Source organism: Streptomyces sp. DSM 40750, from assembly GCF_024612035.1.
GTDB lineage: Bacteria > Actinomycetota > Actinomycetes > Streptomycetales > Streptomycetaceae > Streptomyces.
The window spans coordinates 1929635-1950419 of sequence record NZ_CP102513.1; the positions used below are offsets into that span (position 1 = coordinate 1929635).

13 protein-coding genes are annotated in these 20785 nt (G+C 70.2%); 5 read left to right on the top strand and 8 right to left on the bottom strand.

Annotated features, from left to right (window positions below; genetic code table 11):
- Positions 1–45 precede the first annotated feature (45 nt).
- The 7 genes from JIX55_RS08600 to JIX55_RS08630 all read right to left on the bottom strand — a co-directional run bounded on the left by JIX55_RS08600 (position 46) and on the right by JIX55_RS08630 (position 13643).
- Complete coding sequence (locus tag JIX55_RS08600; protein WP_257562696.1) at positions 46–1719, bottom strand: cellulase family glycosylhydrolase; 1674 nt, start codon at positions 1717–1719, stop codon at positions 46–48.
- Between the two features lie 218 nt (positions 1720–1937).
- A complete protein-coding gene (locus JIX55_RS08605; RefSeq protein WP_257562697.1) occupies positions 1938–4103 on the bottom strand; it encodes a glycoside hydrolase family 127 protein in 2166 nt (721 codons plus the stop codon).
- 3 nt (positions 4104–4106) lie between these two features.
- Positions 4107–8282, bottom strand: coding sequence for an Ig-like domain-containing protein (locus tag JIX55_RS08610; RefSeq protein WP_257562698.1), 4176 nt, complete (start codon positions 8280–8282; stop codon positions 4107–4109).
- 2 nt (positions 8283–8284) lie between these two features.
- Positions 8285–10291 carry a glycoside hydrolase family 127 protein gene (locus tag JIX55_RS08615; protein ID WP_257562699.1) on the bottom strand — a complete coding sequence of 669 codons (2007 nt, stop codon included), beginning with the start codon at positions 10289–10291 and terminating at the stop codon, positions 8285–8287.
- Between the two features lie 89 nt (positions 10292–10380).
- Positions 10381–11202, bottom strand: coding sequence for a carbohydrate ABC transporter permease (locus JIX55_RS08620; RefSeq protein WP_306820110.1), 822 nt, complete (start codon positions 11200–11202; stop codon positions 10381–10383).
- 40 nt (positions 11203–11242) lie between these two features.
- Complete coding sequence (locus JIX55_RS08625; RefSeq protein WP_257562701.1) at positions 11243–12205, bottom strand: carbohydrate ABC transporter permease; 963 nt, start codon at positions 12203–12205, stop codon at positions 11243–11245.
- Between the two features lie 121 nt (positions 12206–12326).
- Positions 12327–13643, bottom strand: a complete 1317-nt coding sequence (locus JIX55_RS08630; RefSeq protein ID WP_257562703.1) for an ABC transporter substrate-binding protein — start codon at positions 13641–13643, stop codon at positions 12327–12329.
- A 294-nt stretch (positions 13644–13937) separates the two neighbouring features.
- Here JIX55_RS08630 and JIX55_RS08635 point away from each other — a divergent pair, with 294 nt between their 5' ends.
- Positions 13938–14966, top strand: a complete 1029-nt coding sequence (locus tag JIX55_RS08635) for a LacI family DNA-binding transcriptional regulator (protein WP_257562704.1) — start codon at positions 13938–13940, stop codon at positions 14964–14966.
- 263 nt (positions 14967–15229) lie between these two features.
- Here JIX55_RS08635 and JIX55_RS08640 read toward each other — a convergent pair whose 3' ends face one another.
- Positions 15230–15691: a MarR family winged helix-turn-helix transcriptional regulator gene (locus tag JIX55_RS08640; RefSeq protein ID WP_257562705.1), complete on the bottom strand. Its 462-nt coding sequence runs from the start codon at positions 15689–15691 to the stop codon at positions 15230–15232.
- Positions 15692–15807: 116 nt separating this feature from the next.
- On the opposite strand from JIX55_RS08640, the gene JIX55_RS08645 reads away from it, so the two are divergent.
- The 4 genes from JIX55_RS08645 to JIX55_RS08660 all read left to right on the top strand — a co-directional run bounded on the left by JIX55_RS08645 (position 15808) and on the right by JIX55_RS08660 (position 20461).
- On the top strand, positions 15808–16254 hold the full coding sequence (locus JIX55_RS08645; RefSeq protein ID WP_257562707.1) for an HGxxPAAW family protein: 447 nt from the start codon (positions 15808–15810) through the stop codon (positions 16252–16254).
- 124 nt (positions 16255–16378) lie between these two features.
- On the top strand, positions 16379–17494 hold the full coding sequence (locus tag JIX55_RS08650; RefSeq protein ID WP_443046395.1) for a LacI family DNA-binding transcriptional regulator: 1116 nt from the start codon (positions 16379–16381) through the stop codon (positions 17492–17494).
- Between the two features lie 263 nt (positions 17495–17757).
- On the top strand, positions 17758–19818 hold the full coding sequence (locus JIX55_RS08655; protein ID WP_257562708.1) for a galactose-binding domain-containing protein: 2061 nt from the start codon (positions 17758–17760) through the stop codon (positions 19816–19818).
- Positions 19819–19846: 28 nt separating this feature from the next.
- Positions 19847–20461: a TetR/AcrR family transcriptional regulator gene (locus JIX55_RS08660; RefSeq protein ID WP_257562710.1), complete on the top strand. Its 615-nt coding sequence runs from the start codon at positions 19847–19849 to the stop codon at positions 20459–20461.
- Positions 20462–20785 lie beyond the last annotated feature (324 nt).

Sequence of the window (20785 nt, forward strand, 5' to 3'; positions counted from 1 at the left end):
GCGGGGGCCACGAGCAGGCCCCCGCCGGCCGCATCGGCAGGTCGGTCAACTGCTCGCGCAGGTCGCCCCGTTGAGCGTGAACGTGGTCGGCGCGGTGTTCGTCGTTCCCTTGCTGCCGATGAACCCGACCGTCACGGAGCCCGCGGCGGGGATGGCGGAGGTGTAGGAAGCGGGAGTCACGCTCACCGAACCACCGCTCTGGGTGGGAGTCCCGCCCCACATGTTGGTGATCGTCTGGCCGTTGGCGAACGTGAAGGCGAGAGTCCAGCCGCTGATGGCGGTGGTGCCGGTGTTACGGATGACGATCTCGCCTTGGAAGCCGCCCTGCCACTCGTTGGTGGCGCGGTAGGCGACGGAGCAGTTCCCGCCGGGTGTGCTGCCGCCTTCCTCGGTGGTGACGTTCACGCCGGCCGAGCGGGCCGACCTGTTGCCGGCCGCGTCACGGGCGTAGACGGCGAAGGTGTACGCCGTGTCGGCGGTGAGGCCGGTCAGGGTGACGGAGGTGGTGGTGGAGGCCGCCAGCTTGGTCTCGGTGGAACCGCTCACCCGGACGATGTCGTAGCCGGTGACACCGACGTTGTCGGTGGCGGCGGTCCAGGAGAGCGTGGCGGACGTGGCCGTGACGGCGGAGGCGGTCGGGGTGCCGGGGGTGGTCGGGGCCTGGGTGTCGCCCGGGTTGCCGCCGCCGAAGATCGTGGCTTCCTCGGCGGTCTGCGCGATGCCGTTGGCTCCGTTGAAGATGCGCCGGCCCCAGGCGCTGAGCTGCGTGGGGTCGAAGCCGATCGACAGATCGAGGATCGGGTCGGTGTTGCCGCTCCAGGACCACGCCAGATAGCCGAGATCCAGTTGCTCGGCGGTGGCCATCATGGCGTCCTCGTCCGGGTCGCCCCACTGGTCGGCGGGTCCGCCGAACTCGCCGATGAGAATGGGCAGTCCGGCGTCGACGAAGGCGTTGAGATAGTCGGTGATCTCCGCGGCCGTGTCGAACACGCTGTACATGTGGATCGAGAAGATCAGGTTGCCGGTGGTGTCGGCGTCGTACACGGACTGGGCGTTGGCGCGCATGACGCCCTGCCAGTCCTGGCCCCAGTTGGGCGCGTCCACCATGATCGTGTGCTCGAAGCCCGCGGCCCGCAGCTTCTGCACGGCGGCGATGGTGGGGGCCGTCCAGCCTTCGGGGTTGGTGTTGCCCCAGGGCTCGTTGCCGATGTTGATGACGACGTAGTTCTCCTCGCCGGCGAGCACGTCCTTGAGGCCGATCCAGTAGTCGGCCGCGTGGTCGAGCGTCCCGGCCGCGGCCTCCTCGCCGTATCCGGTGGTGTCGTGCACCTCCAGGACGCAGATGAGCCGGTTGGCCTTGCACTGGGCGACGACGTTCGCCACGTCGGCCGGGCTGTTCTCGGCCCAGCGGTGCCCGTCGGAGAGGACGACGCGGACGGTGTTGGCGCCCAGCGCCTTGATGTCGGCCAGCGACTGCGTCTCGCCCGGGTACCAGGTGTGGGCGTGGTTGACGCCGCGCATCACGAAGTCGTTGCCGTTGCCCTCCAGCAGCCGGCCGTCGCTGATGTGCAGGCCGGTGGCGAGGGCGTCGGACGCCGACTGGGCCTGGGCGGCGGCCGGGGCGAGGACGCCGAGCAGCGTGAGCCCCATCAGGCTCGCGAGTCCGGCCAGGAGGGCACGTAAGGGGTTCCTTCGCTGTGTGCTTCTTGTCGTTCTCACTGCGGCTCCAGGTGGGGGTGAGCGCCGTCGATCTCAGGCGTCGAGAAGGTGGGGGTGGCTGGGCTATGGGAGCGCTCCCATAAACCCATTTAGTCGCGTACACGTCAACCCTTTGCACGCACTCGGACGCACTCGGCACCACGGATCCGCTCGTGTCCGGTCGTGCCCCGGCCGTGTCCGGTCGTGTCCCGGCCGTGTCCGCTGGTGCCGAAGGACCCTCAGCGGCGCCTGAGGTTGGCCCGAACCGCCGCCGCGACGACCGCGTCCCGCTCGGCACCGGTGAACAACCCCTCGGTCACCCACCCGTCGGCGAGGGCACGCACCGCCCGCACGAAAGCCTCGGACGTCGGGAAGGGCGCTTGCCCCCAGAGCACGTCGAGGAAGGTCAGACGGTCACCCCGGGCCCGGTTCGGTACCCCCGAGTCGGCCGTGCCGAACACGACGACGGGCTCGGAGCGCCTGAAGTAGGCGTGATAGCGGACGTCGTTCCCGACGAAGAACGGCGCGAGCGTCAGGCCGTGCGTGGTGAAGTGCAGCGGCCTGCCCTCGGGCCGGACCGCGTGTGCGAGATCGCCGCGCAGGGTGAAGTCCTTGTAGAAGGAGAAGCTCCGGAATCCCGCTTCCGGGCTCTGCGCGACCAGCAGCAGCGGACCGAAGAACACCGACTGGATCGCCGGGTCGTCCAGGGCCCTTTCGACGCGCAGCCGGTACGGCGCGGAGATCCCGACCCGGTCGCCGGGCCGCCAGTTCCGGCTCAGGGTGAGATAGGAACCGGGCTCGGCCTCGACCCGTTGCCGCACCCCGTTGACCGTGACGGTGAAGCCGCCCGTGGCCCAGGACGGAACCCGCAGCTTCAGATCGAGGGTGCCCCCGCCCTGCCGGAAGGTCAGGGTGCGGACCCCCTCAGCCGGATAGGCGCTCGTCTGCTCGATGAGGAGCCCCCTCTCCGGCCACCGCAGGGTCGAGGCCAGGTAGAGGTTCACGTACAGCGCGTTGCCGTCGGCGGAGCGGAAGTACACCGAGTCCTGGTACTTGGTGTGGTTCTCCATGCCGGTGCCACCGCAGCAGGTGCCGGTGTTGCCGTACTCGCGTACGACCCCCGGCCCCATTCCGACGAAGTAGGTGACCTCCGGGCTGCTCGTGGCGGCCGTGTCCCGGCGGGAGGCGAGTATGTGGTTGGTCAGGCCCCGCTCGTAGTAGTCCATCCGGGTCGCGTCCGGTTCCCGGAAAAACAGCTGCCTGCTCAGCTTCAGCATGTTGTACGTCGCACAGGTCTCGGCGTTCTTGTCGTCCAGCGTGGCCGCGACGGCACCCCGGGCCTTGAACATCTCGCCCTGTCCGGTGCCGCCCAGGCTGTATGTCCGGGGTCCCGCGACCATGCCCCAGAAGTTACGGGCCGCCTCGGCGTACCGCTCCTCCCCCGTCTCGTCGAACAGCCGCAGATAGCCGGTGAACTGCGGGATGTGCTGGTTGGCGTGCCGGCCGTCGAGGACGTCCCGGTCCTCGGCGCAGGCGTCCAGCAGCGCGGTGTTGTCGAAGCAGCGGGCGGCGGCGAGGTGTTCCACCTTGCCGGTGAGGGCGTACAGGTCGGCCATCACCTCGTTCATGCCGCCGTACTCACCGGCGATGTAGATCGACCACATGCGCTCCAACTGGGCCTTGGGCAGCCCGCCGAGCCTGCTGTGCACCCAGTCGCCCAGCTTCGAGGCGATGGTCAGGGCCTGGGCGTTCCCGGCCAGGGTGTGCGCGTCGAGCAGACCCCGCATGATCTTGTGGCAGGTGTAGTACGGCGCCCAGATGGTCGGGTACGTCGTGTAGCTCTCCAGCAGGATGAACTGCGTCTCCGGGTACGCCGCCAGATACCCGGGGTGGCTGGGTCTCGGCGAACCGTGCTCGGCCAGGGCCGCCTGGCACTCCCCGAGCGCGCCGACCAGCTGATCCAGCTTGGCCTTGAGCGCGGCCTCCCGGGTGTCCGCGTACGCCTGGGCGATGAGCGTGAGGAAGTGGCCGCCGTAGTGGCCGCGCAGATTGCCGTCGGCGGTCTCCCAGCCGCCTGGCGGCCTGGCACCACGGGTGTCGAGACCGGCGTTGGCACGGAAGACGGCCAGGATGCGGTCGGCCGGGTAGGACCTGGCGTAGTTGAGCATCAGGTCCCGCTTGGTCCGGAACACGCCGTCGCCGAGCGTGACGTGGTCCAGGGGGAAGGGGCGTACCGGCCAACTGGAGGGGATGGGCGGCGCCGCCGTGGTGGCCCCGGCGGGCGCCCCGGACGGGGCCTGGGGAGCTGCCGCGTATGCGAGCGGAGTGGCCTGTACGAGTGGGGTGGCGGCCGCTGCTCCGGCCGCGAGGCTCAACAGCCGTCGGCGAGTGGGTGGTTGGGACATGCTCTAGGACTCCTGTCGTCGATCGGCGGTTGATCTGGAGGGAGCGTTCACGGTGACGGTTGCGGTGGCCCGGTAGGTGGTGCCCGCCGCGGTCCCCCTCACCTCGAAGGTGCCGGGCTCGGCGTACCGCTCCGGCTCGACCGGGTCCCAAGTGACGGCGATCCGGCTGTCCTTGGAGCCGTCGTTGAAGGTGGCGACCACGGTGGCCGGGAGCGCGGGTGCCCTGCCGGCCCGGGTGCTGACGCGTTCCTCGGCGATGCTGGTGATCTCGACCGCGTCGGTCTGCCGCACCCACACGGTCGCGGTGACGGGCCGCGCGGCCCGGTCGGCGATCCCGGTGATCCGCACGCTGGTGCCGCCCTCGGCGACCTGGTCCTCGGTGAGGGCGGGCCAGGCGACGGGCGAGCGTGCGGTGGAGCCGTCCGCGTACACCAGCGTCACCTCACCGGGCAGTTCCGGGATCGTGCCGCGCGGCGTGGGGACGTGGACCTCGCGCACGGACTCCGGCGTCTCGGCATACACCTTCCACTCCTGCACGCCGACGGCCAGGTTCGGGTGCCCGGTGAGCCGGGCGCGCAGGGCGGTCGTCGTGACGGGGGTGAAGGTTGTCTTGTTGTAACCGTCCTCGGCGGTGCCGTAGCCGCTGGGCGAGGTGACCTCGCGCCAGGTGTCGCCGTCCCGGTACTCGATGACCCAGGACGCCGGGACTCCGACCCCGTCGGCCGCGCCGGGCTGCGCGTCGCGGAAGAAGTACAGGTCGGAGCCGTCCACACGGGCCGGTTCGTCCCAGGTGTACTGGACCCACTGGGTGCCCTTCTGCGGCCAGCTGCCCCAGCGCGGGGCGTCGGAGGACGAGGCCGGCTCCCGGCCGTCGTTGATCGCGGCCACCGACTCCCAGCCCGAGGTGTGGGAGGCGGTCGGTGTCGCGAAGGTCGCCACGTTCACCTGCCCGTCGGACAGCCCCTCCGCCTTGACCACGACCTTCTTCGACGACTCCGACGAGCCGTCGGTCGCGGTGAGTTCGAGGGTATAGGTGCCGTCCTCGGTGAAGCGCGCGACGGTGGTGGAAGAACTCGGATCGTCGAAGATGACGGTTCCGCCGTCCGGGCCGTCCGTCGCCTTCCACAGGGCGGAGAGCTTCCGCTCCGGGAGCCCGTCGTCCTCGACGACGCCCGTCAGCCGGACCTGCCCGGGACGGCTGTACGTGGTGTCCCGCCACGCCTCGACGTAAGGGGCCCGATTACGGGCGGCCGGGGGCCGGACCCCGGTGGCGTACGCCTGGATCTCCTTCAGACCGCTGGTGTGACCGTCCCGGTGCCGCATCAGCACCCGCACCTTCCGGGTCGTCACCTTCTGGAAGCGCACCTGGTTGAGGTTCGCCCTCGGGTTGACGGGTGACTTGGCGGGTCGGGTCACGTCCTTCCACTGCCCGCCTCCACCCCCGTCCTGGTACTGCACGGTGTAGAGGGCGGGTTCGGCGTATCCGCCCGGCCGTTTGTCGCTGTAGAAGTGGAGCCGGACGTCGTCGACCGCGCGGGGCCGCCCGAAGTCGATCTCGTACCAGTCCTCGGCGTTGCCCGAGCCGCGCGCACCCCAGTGGGGCTCATTGACGGTGAAGCCGTCGACGGCGCCGACCACGCCCCGCCCCTGGGCCTCGTGGGAGGCACGGGCCGTGGCACCGGCGGCGAGGTTCTCCTTCGCCGTACCCGTCAGGTCCCGCCCGGCCTTGGCGAACAGGTCGGTGACACGGTCCTTGCGGCCGAACTCGACATCCTGGGGTGCCGCGACCACCGTACGCAGTCCGGTGGTCCGGGCCTTGGCTGCTCCACCGTCGGGAAAGGTCACCTCGCGCGTGGCGGGATCGTAGACGAGGTGGGTCAAGCGGTCGGCGGTGAAGGCCAACTTCCCGTCCAGGTAGACCGAATAGCCCTCGGGGACCTGTCGTCCGTACGGCCGCTCGCCGTCACCCGGCTCGTCCCACAGCACCGCCACGTCGGTGCCCCGGTAGTTGATGTCCGTGACGGCGAAGTGGGGCCAGTCCACGTCGATCGGTGACAGCTCGATCCTGCGGTCGTCGCGCGGCCGGAAGCCCATCGCGTCCTCGATGACGGTCCAGTTGGTGGTGCCGAGGATGGTGTGGTGGATCCAGGAGCGGTAGCCGATCTTCTGTGGGTCGGCGCTGCCGTCGGCCCAGAACTCGTTCTGGTCGGGCCATCGGTTGTCGCCGTCGACGTAGTGGGCCCAGGCGTTCCAGGAGAGCAGCTTCTTGTACCAGGTGCGGTCGATGTACTGGTTCGGATAGTTCCGCAGCACCGATGAGAGGAAGCGGAAGGTGACGGTGGAGTTGATGACGGAGAAGTTGTTGCTCCCCGGGTGGCCCTGCTCCGCCGCCTCCGCCTTGTCGGCCTGGTTCGCCGTGAAGAACGGGAAGACGGGGTACTGCTTCGCGTCCGCCCACAGGCGCAGGGCTTCGAGGTACTGGGGGTCCTCGTCCGGCGTGGGCATCAGGCCCACGCTGTACGGGTAGTAGTTGTTGATCTCCTTCCAGGGCACCAGGCTGTCGTCGGCCACATGCCGGTGCTTGAGCAGCTTGTCCTGGGGGTCCCAGAGGTGTTCGAGGACCGCTTCCCGCACCCGTTTCGCGATGCCGCGCATCTCCCCGGCCTTCGCGTCCTCGCCGAGCAGGTCGTACGCGCGGGCCGCCGCCGTCGCGTTGCTGTACACGTACGCCGACTCGGCCCGGTCCAGGTTCCCCGGCTTCCAGTCGAACGACACCGCGTCGGCGTCGTTGCCGGTCATGGCGCCCCAGTCGTACTCGATCAGCCCGTTGCCGTCGTGGTCGTAGGCCGCCAGCTGCCCCCGGACATCGCTCCGCGCGTACCGGGCGAGGTTGCGCGGGATGCCGTCGGGTCCGCCGTGCACCTGGTAGGAGCGCCAGGCGGCCTCGGAGATGTACTGGGTGTAGCTGTTGGACCAGTTCTCCGGGTCGCCCGGGTTGTCGGTGTACTTGCCGTTCTTGGAGACCTCCCCGGCCGACACCCACGGACCGTACGAATAGCTCGGGTCGCGCAGGTACTTGAGATCGTCGACGAACATGCCGACCGTGAGGGCGATGGCGTTGTTGTAGCCGAGCACGCCCTCCATGGAGGTGGGGAACTGGTAGTCGTTCCCCGGGATGTCGGCGTCGAGGTAGTTGTAACGCAGCAGCCACCACCGGTAGTAGAGCGTCTTCTCGATGTTGTCGTCCGGGATGTCCATGAACGGCAGGTTCTCCGCCCACCAGCGGTTGTAGGCCTGCACCTGGTGGCGGAAGGCGGTGGCCGGGGCTGCCTTGCGCACGGCGTCGTACGCCGACCGGGAGTCGGTGATCTCCTCGGTGACGAAACCGAGTTGGACCTTGGTGGTGCGGGTGAGGCCCGCCGGCACGACGAGGTCGCGCGTCAGAGCCTCGCCCTCAGGGGCGAAGCCGTCACCGCTGAGCCGCGGGAAGACCGTGGTGAGATCGTTCTTCGCGGCCACCGCACCGGTGAGTTCGCGGCCTTCCGGAGTGCCGGTGTACGGGGACGAGGCACGCAGGGTGATCTCGCGGCTCGCGGAACCGGTGTTGGTGAGGGCCAGGTTCGTGACGGCGACGTTTTCGTCGGTGATGAACTTGGTCTGCGTGACCGTGAGCCCGGTCGCCTCGTGCGTGAACTCGCTGCGCCAGTAACTGGGCGTCTGGATACGGACGTTGAGGTTCTCGCGGAGCGTGAGCCTCTCGCCGTCCACGGCCAGGTCGACCGTGTACGCGGACCGGTTGTCGATGCTCTCCCAGTACGCGACCTTGCCGGCGAAGCCGAGCCGCGCCGGGTCGTGCTCCTTCATGAACACCGCCCGGCCCCGGGTGAACAGCCAGTCCCCCGACGGGTCGTCGCCCTTGCGGGCCAGCATCCGGTCCATCCAGAAGTCGGTGCCGTTCCCGGCTCTCCGGTCGGCGTCGTACTGGGCGCGCATCGTGCGGCGGACCGTGAAGCCGGCGGGTAACTCCGGTACCGGCTCCGCCGATCCGGAGTAGACCGGGTAGCCGATCGCCGAGTTGTCCGCCTCTGCCGGAGCGGTGGCGGCGAGCGGGGCGAGCAGCCCGACGGCCAGCGCTCCGGCCAGGGTTCCGCGCAGGTGCCGTCTTCGTGATCCGCGCACGACTACCTCCCTGTGCCGATGCCGGTGTCGGTGTCGGTGCCGGTGCCGGTGTCAGGCTCTTCGGGTCTGTTCTCTTCCGCCGTCGGCAGCCACACCCGCATCGTCGAGGGGCCACGGTTCGCCCAGGAGTGGTAGGGCACGAGGACGATTCCGGTGGGGTCGGCGGGCCGTGGAGCCGGGTGGCCGAGCGCCTCGTACGGCCATGCCGCGTCGCCGTCTCCGGTGGGTACGGCGACCTCCCCGGCGACGACCACGGTGCCGGCCGAGGCGTCCGTGGCGCCGGGTCCGTCCTCAGGGTCGACGGACGTGTCCACCCGGATCGCGTCGACCTCGTGGCCGTCCGGGAGGTCGACGGACTCCGCGCAGTACACGAGCGGGCCGCGCTGGACGGCGACCGTGCCGCGTACGGCGTCGATGCGGGGTTCCGCGCGGATCCAGCGCGGGGCGACGGGCAGTTCGAGCCGTATCTCGTCACCGGGCCGGAAGACCCGGGTGACCGTCGCCGTGCCGGGGGCGACCGGACGGTGTACGCCGTCGGGGTCGACCAGTGACGCCATGGCGCCCGCCGCCCACTGGGGCACCCGCAGCGACAGGGTCCAGGGGCCGGCCGGGGAGCGGCCGATCCGCACGGTCACGCTCCCGCCGGACGGATAGTCGGTACGGACCCGCAGGGCGACACCTCGGCCGCCGGTGAGGGAGGTGGCGATGTCGGCGTCGGCGTACTGGTGCAGTTGGACACCCTCGTCGTCCGCCGTCGCCAGGTAGGCGGGCAGTTGTGCCAGGGTCCGTGCCACGTTGGTCGGGCAGCACGACACCGCGAACCAGGGGGCGCGCAGGCCCGAGTCGGCGCGCGGGCTGTCGACGTCGGCCGGCGGTACGACGCCCCGGTGCCGCCGGTGCAGGGTGTTGGCGTAGAAGAAGGACCGGCCGTCCTCGGACGGGGAGGTCGCGACCACGTTGAACAGGGTCCGTTCGACGAGGTCGGCGAAGCGGGGCTCGCCGGTGGCGAGCAGCAGCCGCCAGCCGAGCATCACGGAGGCGACCCCGGCGCAGGTCTCCGAGTAGGCGCGGTCCGGGGGCAGGACGAAGTCGGCGCCGAAGGACTCGTCACGGTGGTGTGAGCCCATGCCGCCGGTGAGGTAGGTACGGCGGGCGGTTGTGGCCTCCCACTGCCGTACGACGGCGGCGAGCAGGTCGTCGTCGCCGGTCTCCACGGCCACGTCGACGGCACCGGCGGCGAGATAGAGGGCGCGGACGGCGTGGCCGCGCAGCACGGTGGCCCGGCGGACCGGGAGGTCGTCCTGGAAGTAGGCGCGGCCGAACTCGCCCTCGGCGAGGGTGCCGTGGCCGCGTCGGTCGACGAAGAGCGCCGCCTGGTCGAGGTAGCGCCGGCGGCCGGTGAGCCGGGCGAGTTCCACGAGGGCCGACTCGATCTGCGGGTGGCCGCAGACGGCCTCGATGCCGCCCGGGCCGAAGGTGGCGCAGACGTGGTCTGCGGCCCGCTGGGCGATCTTCGCGAGTTCGCCCTCGCCCCGGGCGCGGGCCTGGGCCACGCCGGCCTGGACGAGGTGCCCCTGGCAGTACAGCTCGTGGCCCTCTTCCAGGTCGCTGTAGCGGGCGGGCTGTCCGGGGCGGCCGAAGGCGGTGCTCAGGTAGCCGTCCGGTTCCTGGGCGGGGGCGACGAGTTCGGTGAGGGCGCTGATCTCCGCGTCCAGCGGGGCGCCGCCGCCGTTCGCCGCCTCCCAGGCCATGGCTTCGAGCAGCTTGTACACCTCGGAGTCGGCGAACTCCCGGCCGCGCCGGTCCCGGTGGATCCTGCCCTCGACGGCGGCCCGGAAGTTGCCGGTCCAGCCGACGCGGTCCATCCAGTCGCGGCAGTGGTCGAGCGTGGCGGTGGTGTTGGTGTGCCGTCGCCGGGCCCAGAAACCCCCGGTGATCCTCACCTCGTCGAGGCCGAGCGGACGCAGCCGGCCACGGGTCGGCGCCACGGGCAGGACGGATGACGTCACCGCGTTCTCCCTCACCTGTTCATGCCTTCGGTTCGTCCCTTCGGTCGGTGGTCGGTGGAGGTCGTCGTTCGCCCAGGGGCCGCTCTGCCTCAGCCCTTGAGCGCGCCGGACATGAAGCCCCGGATGTAGTGCCGCTGCAGCAGCAGGAAGAGGAGCAGGCAGGGCACGGCGAGGACGACCACGCCCGCCTCGGTCGCGCCGTAGTCCACGGCGCCCATGCTCTGTTGCCGCAGATTCGCCACGGCCAGCGGCAGGGGCGCCTTCTCACTGTCGGAGATCAGGATCAGGGGTGCGATGAAGTCGTTCCAGGCCGCGAGGAACGCGAAGAGTCCCACCGTGATCAGTCCCGGCCGTACCGCCGGAAGGAGCACCCGGCGCAGCGCGCCCGCCGTGCCGCAGCCGTCCACGAGCGCCGACTCCTCCAGCTCGCGCGGCACCGCCTCGAAGGAGATCCGCATCATGAAGGTGGCGAACGGCAGTTGGAACATGGCCAGGACGAGACTCAGCCCGACCAGCGAGTTCTGCAGCTGCAGTCTGCCGAGCAGCACGTAGAGGGGGATGAGGAGGGTGGCGTACGGGACCATGAGGATGGCCAGGGTCAGCAGGAACAGCAGGTTCTTGCCGGGGAAGTCGAAGCGGGCGAAGGCGTAGCCACCCAGCAGGGACACCCCGAGGGTCAGGGCGACCGTCAGCGCCGACACGACCGTGCTGTTGAGGAGATACCGCCACAGGCCCGCGTCGTAGTCGAGCAGCGTGCGGTAGTTGCCGAGGCCGTACCCCGACTCCTGTGCGGTGCCGGGCTGTCCGCTGACCGAGGCCCAGGCGTTCCACAGCAGCGGGAACAGGAAGATGACGGCCAGCCCTCCGGCGACGACATAGTGGGGTGTCCGGCCCAGGGCGCGGGTGAGCACCGTGGTGTCCCTTCTCATCGGATGAGTGCGGTGGCGGATGTCATGACTCGTCGGCGCGGCGCAGGCCGCGGAACTGGAGGGCGTTGAGGAGGAGCAGCACGGCCAGCACGGTGATCGACAGGGCCGCCGCGGTTCCGAGGTTCAGCCGCTGGAAGGCCTCGCGGTAGATCAACTGGACGACGGTGACGGTGCTGTTGTCGGGGCCGCCCTTGGTGAGGATGAAGAACTGGTCGAAGGCGAGCAGCGATCCGGTCACGCACAGGAGCAGCGTCAGGGCGAGGGACGGGCGCAGCAGGGGCAGCGTGATGGAGCGGAAGATCTGGCCCCGGCTCGCCCCGTCCATGCGCGCCGCCTCGTACACCTCGTGCGGGATGCGTTGCAGGCCCACGAGGAGGATCAGCATGTAGAAGCCGGCGAACTTCCAGACGATGAGGAACACCGTCGACAGCAGCGCGGCGGTCGGTGAGCCGAGGAAGGACACCGGGTCGTCGACCAGGCCGAGCCCTTCCAGGATGTCGCTGAGCGGGCCGGTGGTCGGGCTGTACAGCCCCCAGAAGAGCAGGGACGCCGAGGCCAGTCCGAGGGCGCCGGGCAGGAAGTAGACCGTACGGAAGAACCCGGCGCCGGGCCGGGACTCCTGGACGAGCAGGGCGAGAAGGAGCGCCAGGCCGAGGAGTACGACGGTGACGACGCCGGTGTAGAGGAGAGTGAAGCGGACGGCGGGCCAGAACAGCGGGGCGTCGGCGATGTCCCTGTAGTTCTCGGGGGCGTTGACGCCCCGGTCCCCGGCGAGCAGTGGCCAGTCGCTGAGGGACATCTGCCCGACGAGCAGGAGCGGCAGCACGAAGAAGACCCCGACGAACACGGCCGTGGGTGCCGCGTAGGCGAGCCCCTTGGCCTTGCGGGATCCCCACCACGGCGCCGACGCCCGCGGCGGACGGCCCCGGTGTTCCGTCCGGGGCCGGTGCGCGGTCGGCGCGGACTCGGCCACCTTCACCTGCATGCCTCTCCTCCGATGACGGGTCACAGGGGGGTGTGGGAGGGGTGGTGCCGCGTACCTCATCCGGTCAGGGCGCCGGTCCGCGTACCTCACCCGGTCAGGGCGCCGGTCCGGGTGCCGTACCTCAGTCGGCCAGCGACGCGCTGACCGCCTCGTTGGCCTTGTCCACGGACGTCCCGTCACCGAAGACGGCGTCGCGCATCAGCGTCAGCCAGGGCCCGTTGGGGTCGTTGAAGGTCTGGCCGAACTTCAGCGCGTACGGGGTGTGGCCGTCGGCGACGAGTTCGTTGATGGTGACGAGCCGGGGGTCGGCGTCGGAGTACTTGTTGGACGCCAGATCGGTGCGGGCCACGACGTCCTTGTGCGCGGCGACCACATCGACCTGTGCCTCGTCTCCGAGGGACCAGGCGAGGAAGTTCCAGGCCTGGTCGGCCGATTCACTGGTCGCGGCGATGCCGATCGCGTCACCGCCGACGAAGGTGGACTTCCCGCCGTCGGGTCCGGGAATGGGCGCGACACCGAGGTCCAGGTCCTTGGGCATCAGCCCCAGGGTGGTCGACGGCATGGGCATCACCCCGACCTTCCCCTTCGGGAAGATCCCGGTCCAGGTCGTGCCCGTCTCGTCCTTCGCGCCGGGCGCCACGATGTCGTCGCCCACCCAGCCTCGGTAGGTGTCGTAGACCTTCTTGGCGGTGGCGGAGGCGAGTCGCGCCTCGGTGCCGTTTTCGTTCAGCACCTCCTCGCCCGCGGCCCAGATCGACGGCCACCAGGTGAAGACGCCGCAGCCACCGCAGTTGCCGCCGAAGAAGGTGCCGTTGACGTCTCCGCCGAGCGCGTCCACGGCCCGCGCCTGCTCGTCCCACTCGCCCAAGGTCGTGGGCGGCTTCTCGGGGTCGAGCTTCGCGTTCCGGTAGAGCTCCTTGTTGTAGAAGAGCACCGACAGATCGAGGGTGTGCGGCACCACGTACTTCTTGTCCTCGTACGTACCGGCCTTGATGTGCGACTGGGCCAGGTTCTCGGCGAAGGGCAGGGCGTCGACGCGTTCGGTGAGGTCGGCGAAGAGGCCGCTGGAGGTGTAGTTCGGCACGAAGACCACGTCGGAGGCGAACAGGTCGGGCAGATCCCGGGACCCGGCGGCGGCACCGACCTTGGCCTGGTAGTCGTCGGTCGGCACGACGGTCAGCTCGACCTTGTTCTTGTGGCTCGCGTTGTACGCCTTGACCAGGGCCTCGCTCTGCGGCCGGGTCGCCGCGCGCGTCCACATCGTCAGCGTGGTGCCGTCGTCGACGCCGTGCGCGTTCGCCGCTCCACCTCCTCCGCCGCCGTCCGAACCGCCGTCCCCCGACCCGCAGGCCGTGAGCAGGCTCGCGGCGGCGAGCAGTGCGACGACCCCGGTGACGAGGCGGCGCGCGCGGCCACGCGGTCCGACCGTGCTCCCCATGTTCGATCCCCCTTGTGTCGCGGCGAGCCGTGCGGGGCCCGCCGGGCGGGACGGTGGATGTGGCGGCACTGAGTGGTGGCACTGAACCGAGTGGCGGAAACGAAAGAAACCGAAAAGGCTTTCTGAGACGCTAAGGCGCGCCCGAATACCCGTCAATCCCCTTGCACGGAGCGGTTGTCGCCGACTCGCAGAAACCCGTGGCAGCATCTTGACCGAAACGTTTCGCGTAAGGTTCCGCGTGGGGCGTGCCATCCTCGGCGAGGTCGGCACGCGTGGCGAGACAGGAGATCATCCATGACACAGGCGACCGGACCCTCTCGTTCGCAGCCCGCCACGCTCGGCGACGTCGCCCGGCTGGCGGGCGTGTCGATCGCCACGGCGTCCAAGGCCCTCAACGGCCGCAGCCAGGTCCGCGCGGAGACCAGACAACGGGTCGTCGAGGCCGCCGAACGGCTGTCGTTCCGCCCCAACCAGGTGGCCCGCGGCCTGCTCGCCGGCCGGACCGGCACCGTCGGTCTGATCACCAGCGATCTGGAAGGCAGATTCGGCATACCGATCCTCATGGGTGCCGAAGACGCTTTCGGCGCGGGCGAGGTCGCGGTGTTCCTCTGCGACGCCCGGGGCGACGCGATCCGCGAACAGCACCATCTCCGCGCCCTGTTGGGCCGCCGGGTCGACGGCCTCATCGTGGTCGGCAGCCGCACCGACCCCCGCCCCTCCCTGGGCCGCGAACTACCCGTCCCGGTCGTCTACGCCTACGCGCCCTCCGACGACCCGGAGGACTACTCCGTCGTCCCCGACAACATCGGCGCCGGCCGCATGGCTGTGGACCATCTCCTCGCCTGCGGCCGCACCCGGATCGCCCACATCACCGGCGACCCCGGCTACCTCGCGGCACAGGACCGGGCCGAGGGGGTGCGGGCCGCACTCGCCGACGCCGGCCTCGCCCTGATCGGCGAACCACGGTTCGGCGCCTGGTCGGAGGGCTGGGGACGGGCCGCCACCGCCATGTTCCTCGGCCACCACCCCGACATCGACGCCGTCCTCTGCGGCAGCGACCAGATCGCCCGCGGCGTCATGGACGTCCTGCGCGAACGCGGACACCGCGTCCCGGAGGACATCGCGGTCATGGGCTTCGACAACTGGCAGATCATGACCGCCGGTTCCCGACCACCCCTCACCAGCGTCGACATGAACCTCGAACAGGTCGGACGCGTCGCCGCCCACGCCCTGTTCACCGCGATCTCCGGGACACCGCGCACCGGGGTCGAGACCCTTCCCTGCAAGGTGGTCATCAGGGGATCGACAGCGCCGCTGTCCTGACAGGGCCGTGGCCGACGCCCGACATCACCGCCGTCCTGACAGCGGCGTGGCGACGCCCGACGGCACCGCCCTCCTGACAGCGGCGTGGCGACGCCCGACGGAACCGCCGTCCTGACGGGCCCGGGGCCGACACCTGAGGGCCATCGACCCGACCGCGCCGACCGACATCGGCAACAGCACTGTCCTCGTCCCCGCGCCCGATCCGGCCGCGACGGTACGACCGCCGGGGGGACTCCCCGCTACGGCGGCCGAAGGACAGCCCCTCAGCAGGACTCGTCCAGATAGCCGCGCGCCAATTCACCGGCGCGCGTGAACCAGTCGACGAGCAGGGCGAGTTCGACTGCCGAGTACCGGGCGAAGAGTTCGGCGAGGCGGGCGTAGAACGGGCCGTAGACGGCCACCACCCGCTCGGCGGCGTCCGGGACCGCGACCACGCGGACGCGGCGCCGGTCGGCGGGGTCCGGCTGCCGGGTCACGAACCCGCCGCGCTCCAGGCGGTTGAGGATGCCGGTCACGGCCCCCGTGGTGACATGCGCGCGCCCGGCCAGATCACCGGCGGTGACCGGGATGTCCCCGGCTTCCATGACGTACGCGAAGCAGACGAGGTCCGTGACGCTCAGCCCGAGATTCCGGGCGAACTCCTGCTGCCCGACGATCATCGTCGCGATCAGGCCATCCATGGCACTGATCGCGTCGGGGACGGTGGGGCTGCGCTCGGCCTCCATTGAGAATGCCTCCGGGGCAGGCTAAATTCCTTACTCGCTAAGACATCATAGTCCGGCGCCGTGGGCGTGGCTGCGGCGTGCCGTGGCACAGCACGGCGCGCGAGGGGAGCAGGCACATGAGTCTTTACGACGAGGGTCACACCGTCGCCGGCTGGACCGGCACCGCCATCGGCGCGGTCGGGTCCACGGCACTCGGCCTGGGCGTCTGCGGCTGGACACCGGGGTTCGGGCTGGGCATCGCCGTCTCGGCCCTCGCGCTTCTGGTCACCTGGGGCCTCCACCTCGCCGGCTGGGGCAAGCCGCCGGGCCCTCGGCCCCGGGACCAGTGGAGTCTCCGGGTCCTCGACCGCTCCGCACGCGGCGGCCACCCGGACTGCCTCGGCTGCCGCCTGGCCGGCCGCGGCCGCACCCCGACCCCGCTCCCGGCCGTACCGGGGCCCGCCGTACCGGGGCCCGCCGTACCGGAGCCCGCCACCAGTCCCGAAAGTGCCAGCGCCACCGGCACCGCCACCGCCACCGCCACCGCCACCGCCACGGTCTCGGCGGGCGACCCGTCGACCTGATCCGGCGCGACGGCGGCGCAGCCGCAACGCGGGTGGCACACGACAGTAAACGCTTACCCCCACCGGGCCTCCTGGTCGCCGAACTGCGGCGCTGCATTCCCCTCCCATGCAGTAACGTCGAACCGTGACGGTCAATGAGAACGGTCGCCGGAGCAGCCCCGCACCCCGTGGGGCCAGGCGTCGACGGAGCAACCTCGCGGGCGGCGAGCGGCCCAGTACGATTCGGGATGTCGCCGCCCAGGCCGGGGTGTCCGTAGCAACCGTTTCCCGCACACTGGCCGGCAACTACCCCGTCTCCGCCGAGACCAGGGCCAGGGTCCTGGCGGCCGTCGACTCACTGCACTACGTGGTGAACGTGCACGCCAAAGCGCTCTCCGGCCGGGTCGCGGGCCCCATCGCCCTGGTCATCAGGGACATCACCGGCCCCTCGCTCGCCCATGTCGCGGCGGGCGTCGAGCAGGAGGCGGCCGACCGGGGGCGGCTGAGCCTCGTCTGCGCCACCCATGACGACTCCGCCCGCGAGGACGACCTGGTGCAACTGATGCGCGAGCAGCACGCGGGCGCGGTGGTCCTCGTCGGCGGGGCGGTGCAGGACGAGGCGTACCAGCGGCGCATGGCCGACTACGCCACGGCGCTCGACGCGGCGGGCTCCCGCCTGGTGCTGGTGGGCCGTCCGCCGCTCGCCGGCGATCTGCCGGTCACCGTGGTGCAGTACGACAACCGGGGTGGCGCCTTCCAGGCCACCGACCATCTGCTCACGGCCGGACACCGGCGCGTCCTCTTCCTGGGGGGTGCCCCCGGACTCAGCACGAGCGAACAGCGCCGGGACGGCTTCCTGCACGCCCTGCGGGCGCACGGCGTGGCGCACGTGGAGGAGCTCGACATCCCCGGCGCGTACACCCGCCTCTCGGGCTATCAGCGCACCAGGGAGGCGCTGGCGGCCGGTCTGGAGTTCACGGCGGTCTTCGCGGGCACCGACGTGGTGGCCACCGGGGCGCTGGCCGCACTGCGCGAGGCCGGTCTCGACGTGCCGGGCGACATCTCCCTCGTCGGGTTCGACGACGTGCCGTTCGCCGCCGACCTCTCCCCCGCGCTGACCACGGTGCGGGTGCCGTACGAGGATCTGGGGCGTACGGCCGTCCGGTTGGCGCTGGAGCGCGAGGAGCGCCTGGGGGGCGACGACCACGTGGTGCTGAGCACGCAACTGGTGATCCGCCAGTCGGTACGCGCGCTTCTGTGAAGGTACACACCAGTTGGTGAAGGCGGAGCCCGAAACAACTCCCCCGCTTTTACGGTGCTTTGACGTGACGTCACCCCGTCCTCCGGTCGTGGGCGCCATCAGGTCAACCGTCCCGGACTATTGACTCGGGTCACCCCAGTGGCGATTCTCGTCACATCGCTTGTGCCAGCCATGACAATCGGGCTATGGCGTCGTGGGTGTTCAACGCGTCCCGGAACGGTCTGGCCGATCGACCGCGCACCCCCCGACCGAGGACGTGAGTGATGACCAGGACTCCACGCGCCCACCGCAGCCGCAGGCCCCTCATGGTGCTGGCGCTGTTCCTCACCGCGATGGGCATGCTGCTCAGCCCGTCGTCCAGTTCGGCCGCCACCGGCGACTGGTGGCTGCCCACCTCCCGGCCGTCGCCCGACTCCCAGATCAACGTCACGGGCGAGCCGTTCAAGGGCACCGACTCGGCGGGCGACGTGCGCGGGTTCGTCGACGCGCACAACCACCTGTTCTCCAACGAGGCGTTCGGCGGCCGGCTCATCTGCGGCAAGGTGTTCTCGACGTCGGGCATCGCCGACGCGCTGAAGGACTGCCCCGAGCACTACCCCGACGGCAGCCTCGCGCTCTTCGACTACATCACCCACGGCGGCGACGGCAAGCACGACCCGGTCGGCTACCCGACGTTCAAGGACTGGCCGGCGTACGACTCGATGACCCACCAGGCCAACTACTACGCCTGGATCGAGCGCGCCTGGCGCGGCGGCCAGCGTGTGCTGGTCAACGACCTGGTCACCAACGGCATGATCTGCTCGGTCTACCCGTTCAAGGACCGCAGCTGCGACGAGATGACCTCGATCCGGCTCCAGGCGAAGCTGACGTACGCCCTGCAGGACTACATCGACGCGCAGTACGGCGGCACCGGCAAGGGCTGGTTCCGGATCGTCACCGACAGCGCGCAGGCCCGCGACGTCATCGCACAGGGCAAGCTCGCCGTCGTCCTGGGCGTGGAGACCTCCGAGCCGTTCGGCTGCAAGCAGATCCTCGACGTCGCGCAGTGCAGCAAGGCGGACATCGACAAGGGTCTCGACGAGCTGTACGACCTGGGTGTGCGCAGCATGTTCCTGTGCCACAAGTTCGACAACGCGCTGTGCGGTGTCCGCTTCGACGAGCACGGTCTCGGTACGGCCATCAACGTCGGCCAGTTCCTGTCGACCGGCACCTTCTGGCAGACCGAGAAGTGCACCGGCCCACAGAAGGACAACCCGATCGGTGAGGCGTCGACGGAGGCCGAGGAGGACCTGCCGGAGGGCACCGAGGTGCCGGACTACGACGCGGACGCGCAGTGCAACGTGCGCGGGCTGACCGATCTCGGCGAGTACGCCGTGCACGGCATGATGAAGCGCAAGATGATGCTCGAGATCGACCACATGAGCGTCAAGGCCACCGGCGCCGTCCTCGACATCTTCGAGGCCGAGTCCTACCCGGGCGTGCTGTCCTCGCACAGCTGGATGGACCTGAACTGGACCGAGCGGGTCTACTCCCTCGGCGGTTTCGTCGCCCAGTACATGCACGGCTCCAAGGAGTTCAGCGAGGAGGCCAGGCGCACGGACGCGCTGCGGACGAAGTACGACGTGGGCTACGGCTTCGGCACCGACTTCAACGGCATCGGCGACCACCCCGCCCCGCGCGGCGCGGACACCTCGAACCCCGTGACGTACCCCTTCAAGAGCGCCGACGGCGGCTCCACCATCGACAAGCAGACCACCGGCTCGCGGACCTGGAACTACAACACCGACGGCGCCGCCCATGTCGGCATGGTCCCGGACTGGATCGAGGACATCCGGCTCGTCGGCGGCCAGGGCGTCGTGGACGACCTCTTCCGGGGCGCCGAGTCCTACCTCGGCACCTGGGGCTCCTCCGAGAACCACCAGGCGGGCGTGAACCTCGCCAAGGGCGCGGCGGCGACGGCCAGTTCGTCCGAGTCGAACCCCGTCACCAGCTACCAGCCCGGCCGGGCGGTGGACGGCGACAGCGGCACCCGGTGGGCGAGCGACTGGAGCGACAGCCAGTGGCTGAAGCTGGACCTCGGCTCCTCCCGCACGATCAAGAAGGTCACCCTGGACTGGGAGCGCGCCTACGGCAGGGCGTACCAGGTCGATGTCTCCACCGACGGATCGACCTGGAAGACCGTGTGGTCCACGACCGCGGGTGACGGCGGACTGGACACGGCCAAGTTCTCCGGTGTCACGGCCAGATATGTTCGGATACTGGGGACGGACCGCGGCACGGACTGGGGTTACTCCCTCTACGAGGTCGGCGTCTACAGCAGCTGACCGCACACAACGGGGGAAAGGGATCCACATGGCACGCTTGCCGTCGGCCGAGAGGCGCAGACAGCTCACCGAAGCGGCGATCCGCGCGATGACCCGGGACGGCGTCCCCAGGACGACGACCCGGTCCATCTCGGCCGAGGCAGGCGTGTCACTGAGCGTCTTCCACTACTGCTTCCACTCGAAGCAGGAGCTGCTCGAGTCCGTCATCACCACCATCACCGGGCACTACGTGACGCTGGTACGGGAGGCGATCCGGCCCCGGGAGACACTCAGGGAGACCGTCCGGGCCGGTTTCCAGGCGTACTGGGACCATGTGTCCGCCCACCCGGGCGAGCACATGCTCACCTATGAACTGACCCAGTACGCCCTCAGAGAGCCCGGGTTCGAGCATCTGGCGCGTCGGCAGTACGAGATGTACTGCGACACTTACGCCGACCTGATCGAGCAACTGCGGCAGTCCATGCGGTTCGAACTGACCGTGCCCGTCCCCGTCCTGGCCCGCTACCTGGCCGCCATGACAGACGGCCTCACCCTGAACTTCCTGGTCCTGGGCGACGACGCGACCTGGACGGACATCCTCGACACGATCACCGACCACGTGGCCGGCCTCGTACGGGAGGAAGTCACCACGCCCAACCCCTAGGCGGATCGCCCCATTTGAATAAAATGGGGCGATACACGTGAACCTGCCGCTCGGTTCGCGAAGCGCCAAGGGGGAGCGCATGTTCAGTTCCTACCGGCCGAAGGCGACGACCAGTCCGGCCGCCCGGCAGCAGAGCCCCGTCGCCGATCCCGCCGTGACTCAGCAGGGCGAGGGGCGAACCGCCGGCCGGCCCGGGATGCCTTGGAGCAGCGAGGTGCGGCATGACTCGCGGACTGCGACCACGCCTCCACCACCGCGGCACACACCCCAAGGGAACAGCGCATCCTCTCCTCGATCGCAGGGCTGGGTCACGCCGCCTCCCTT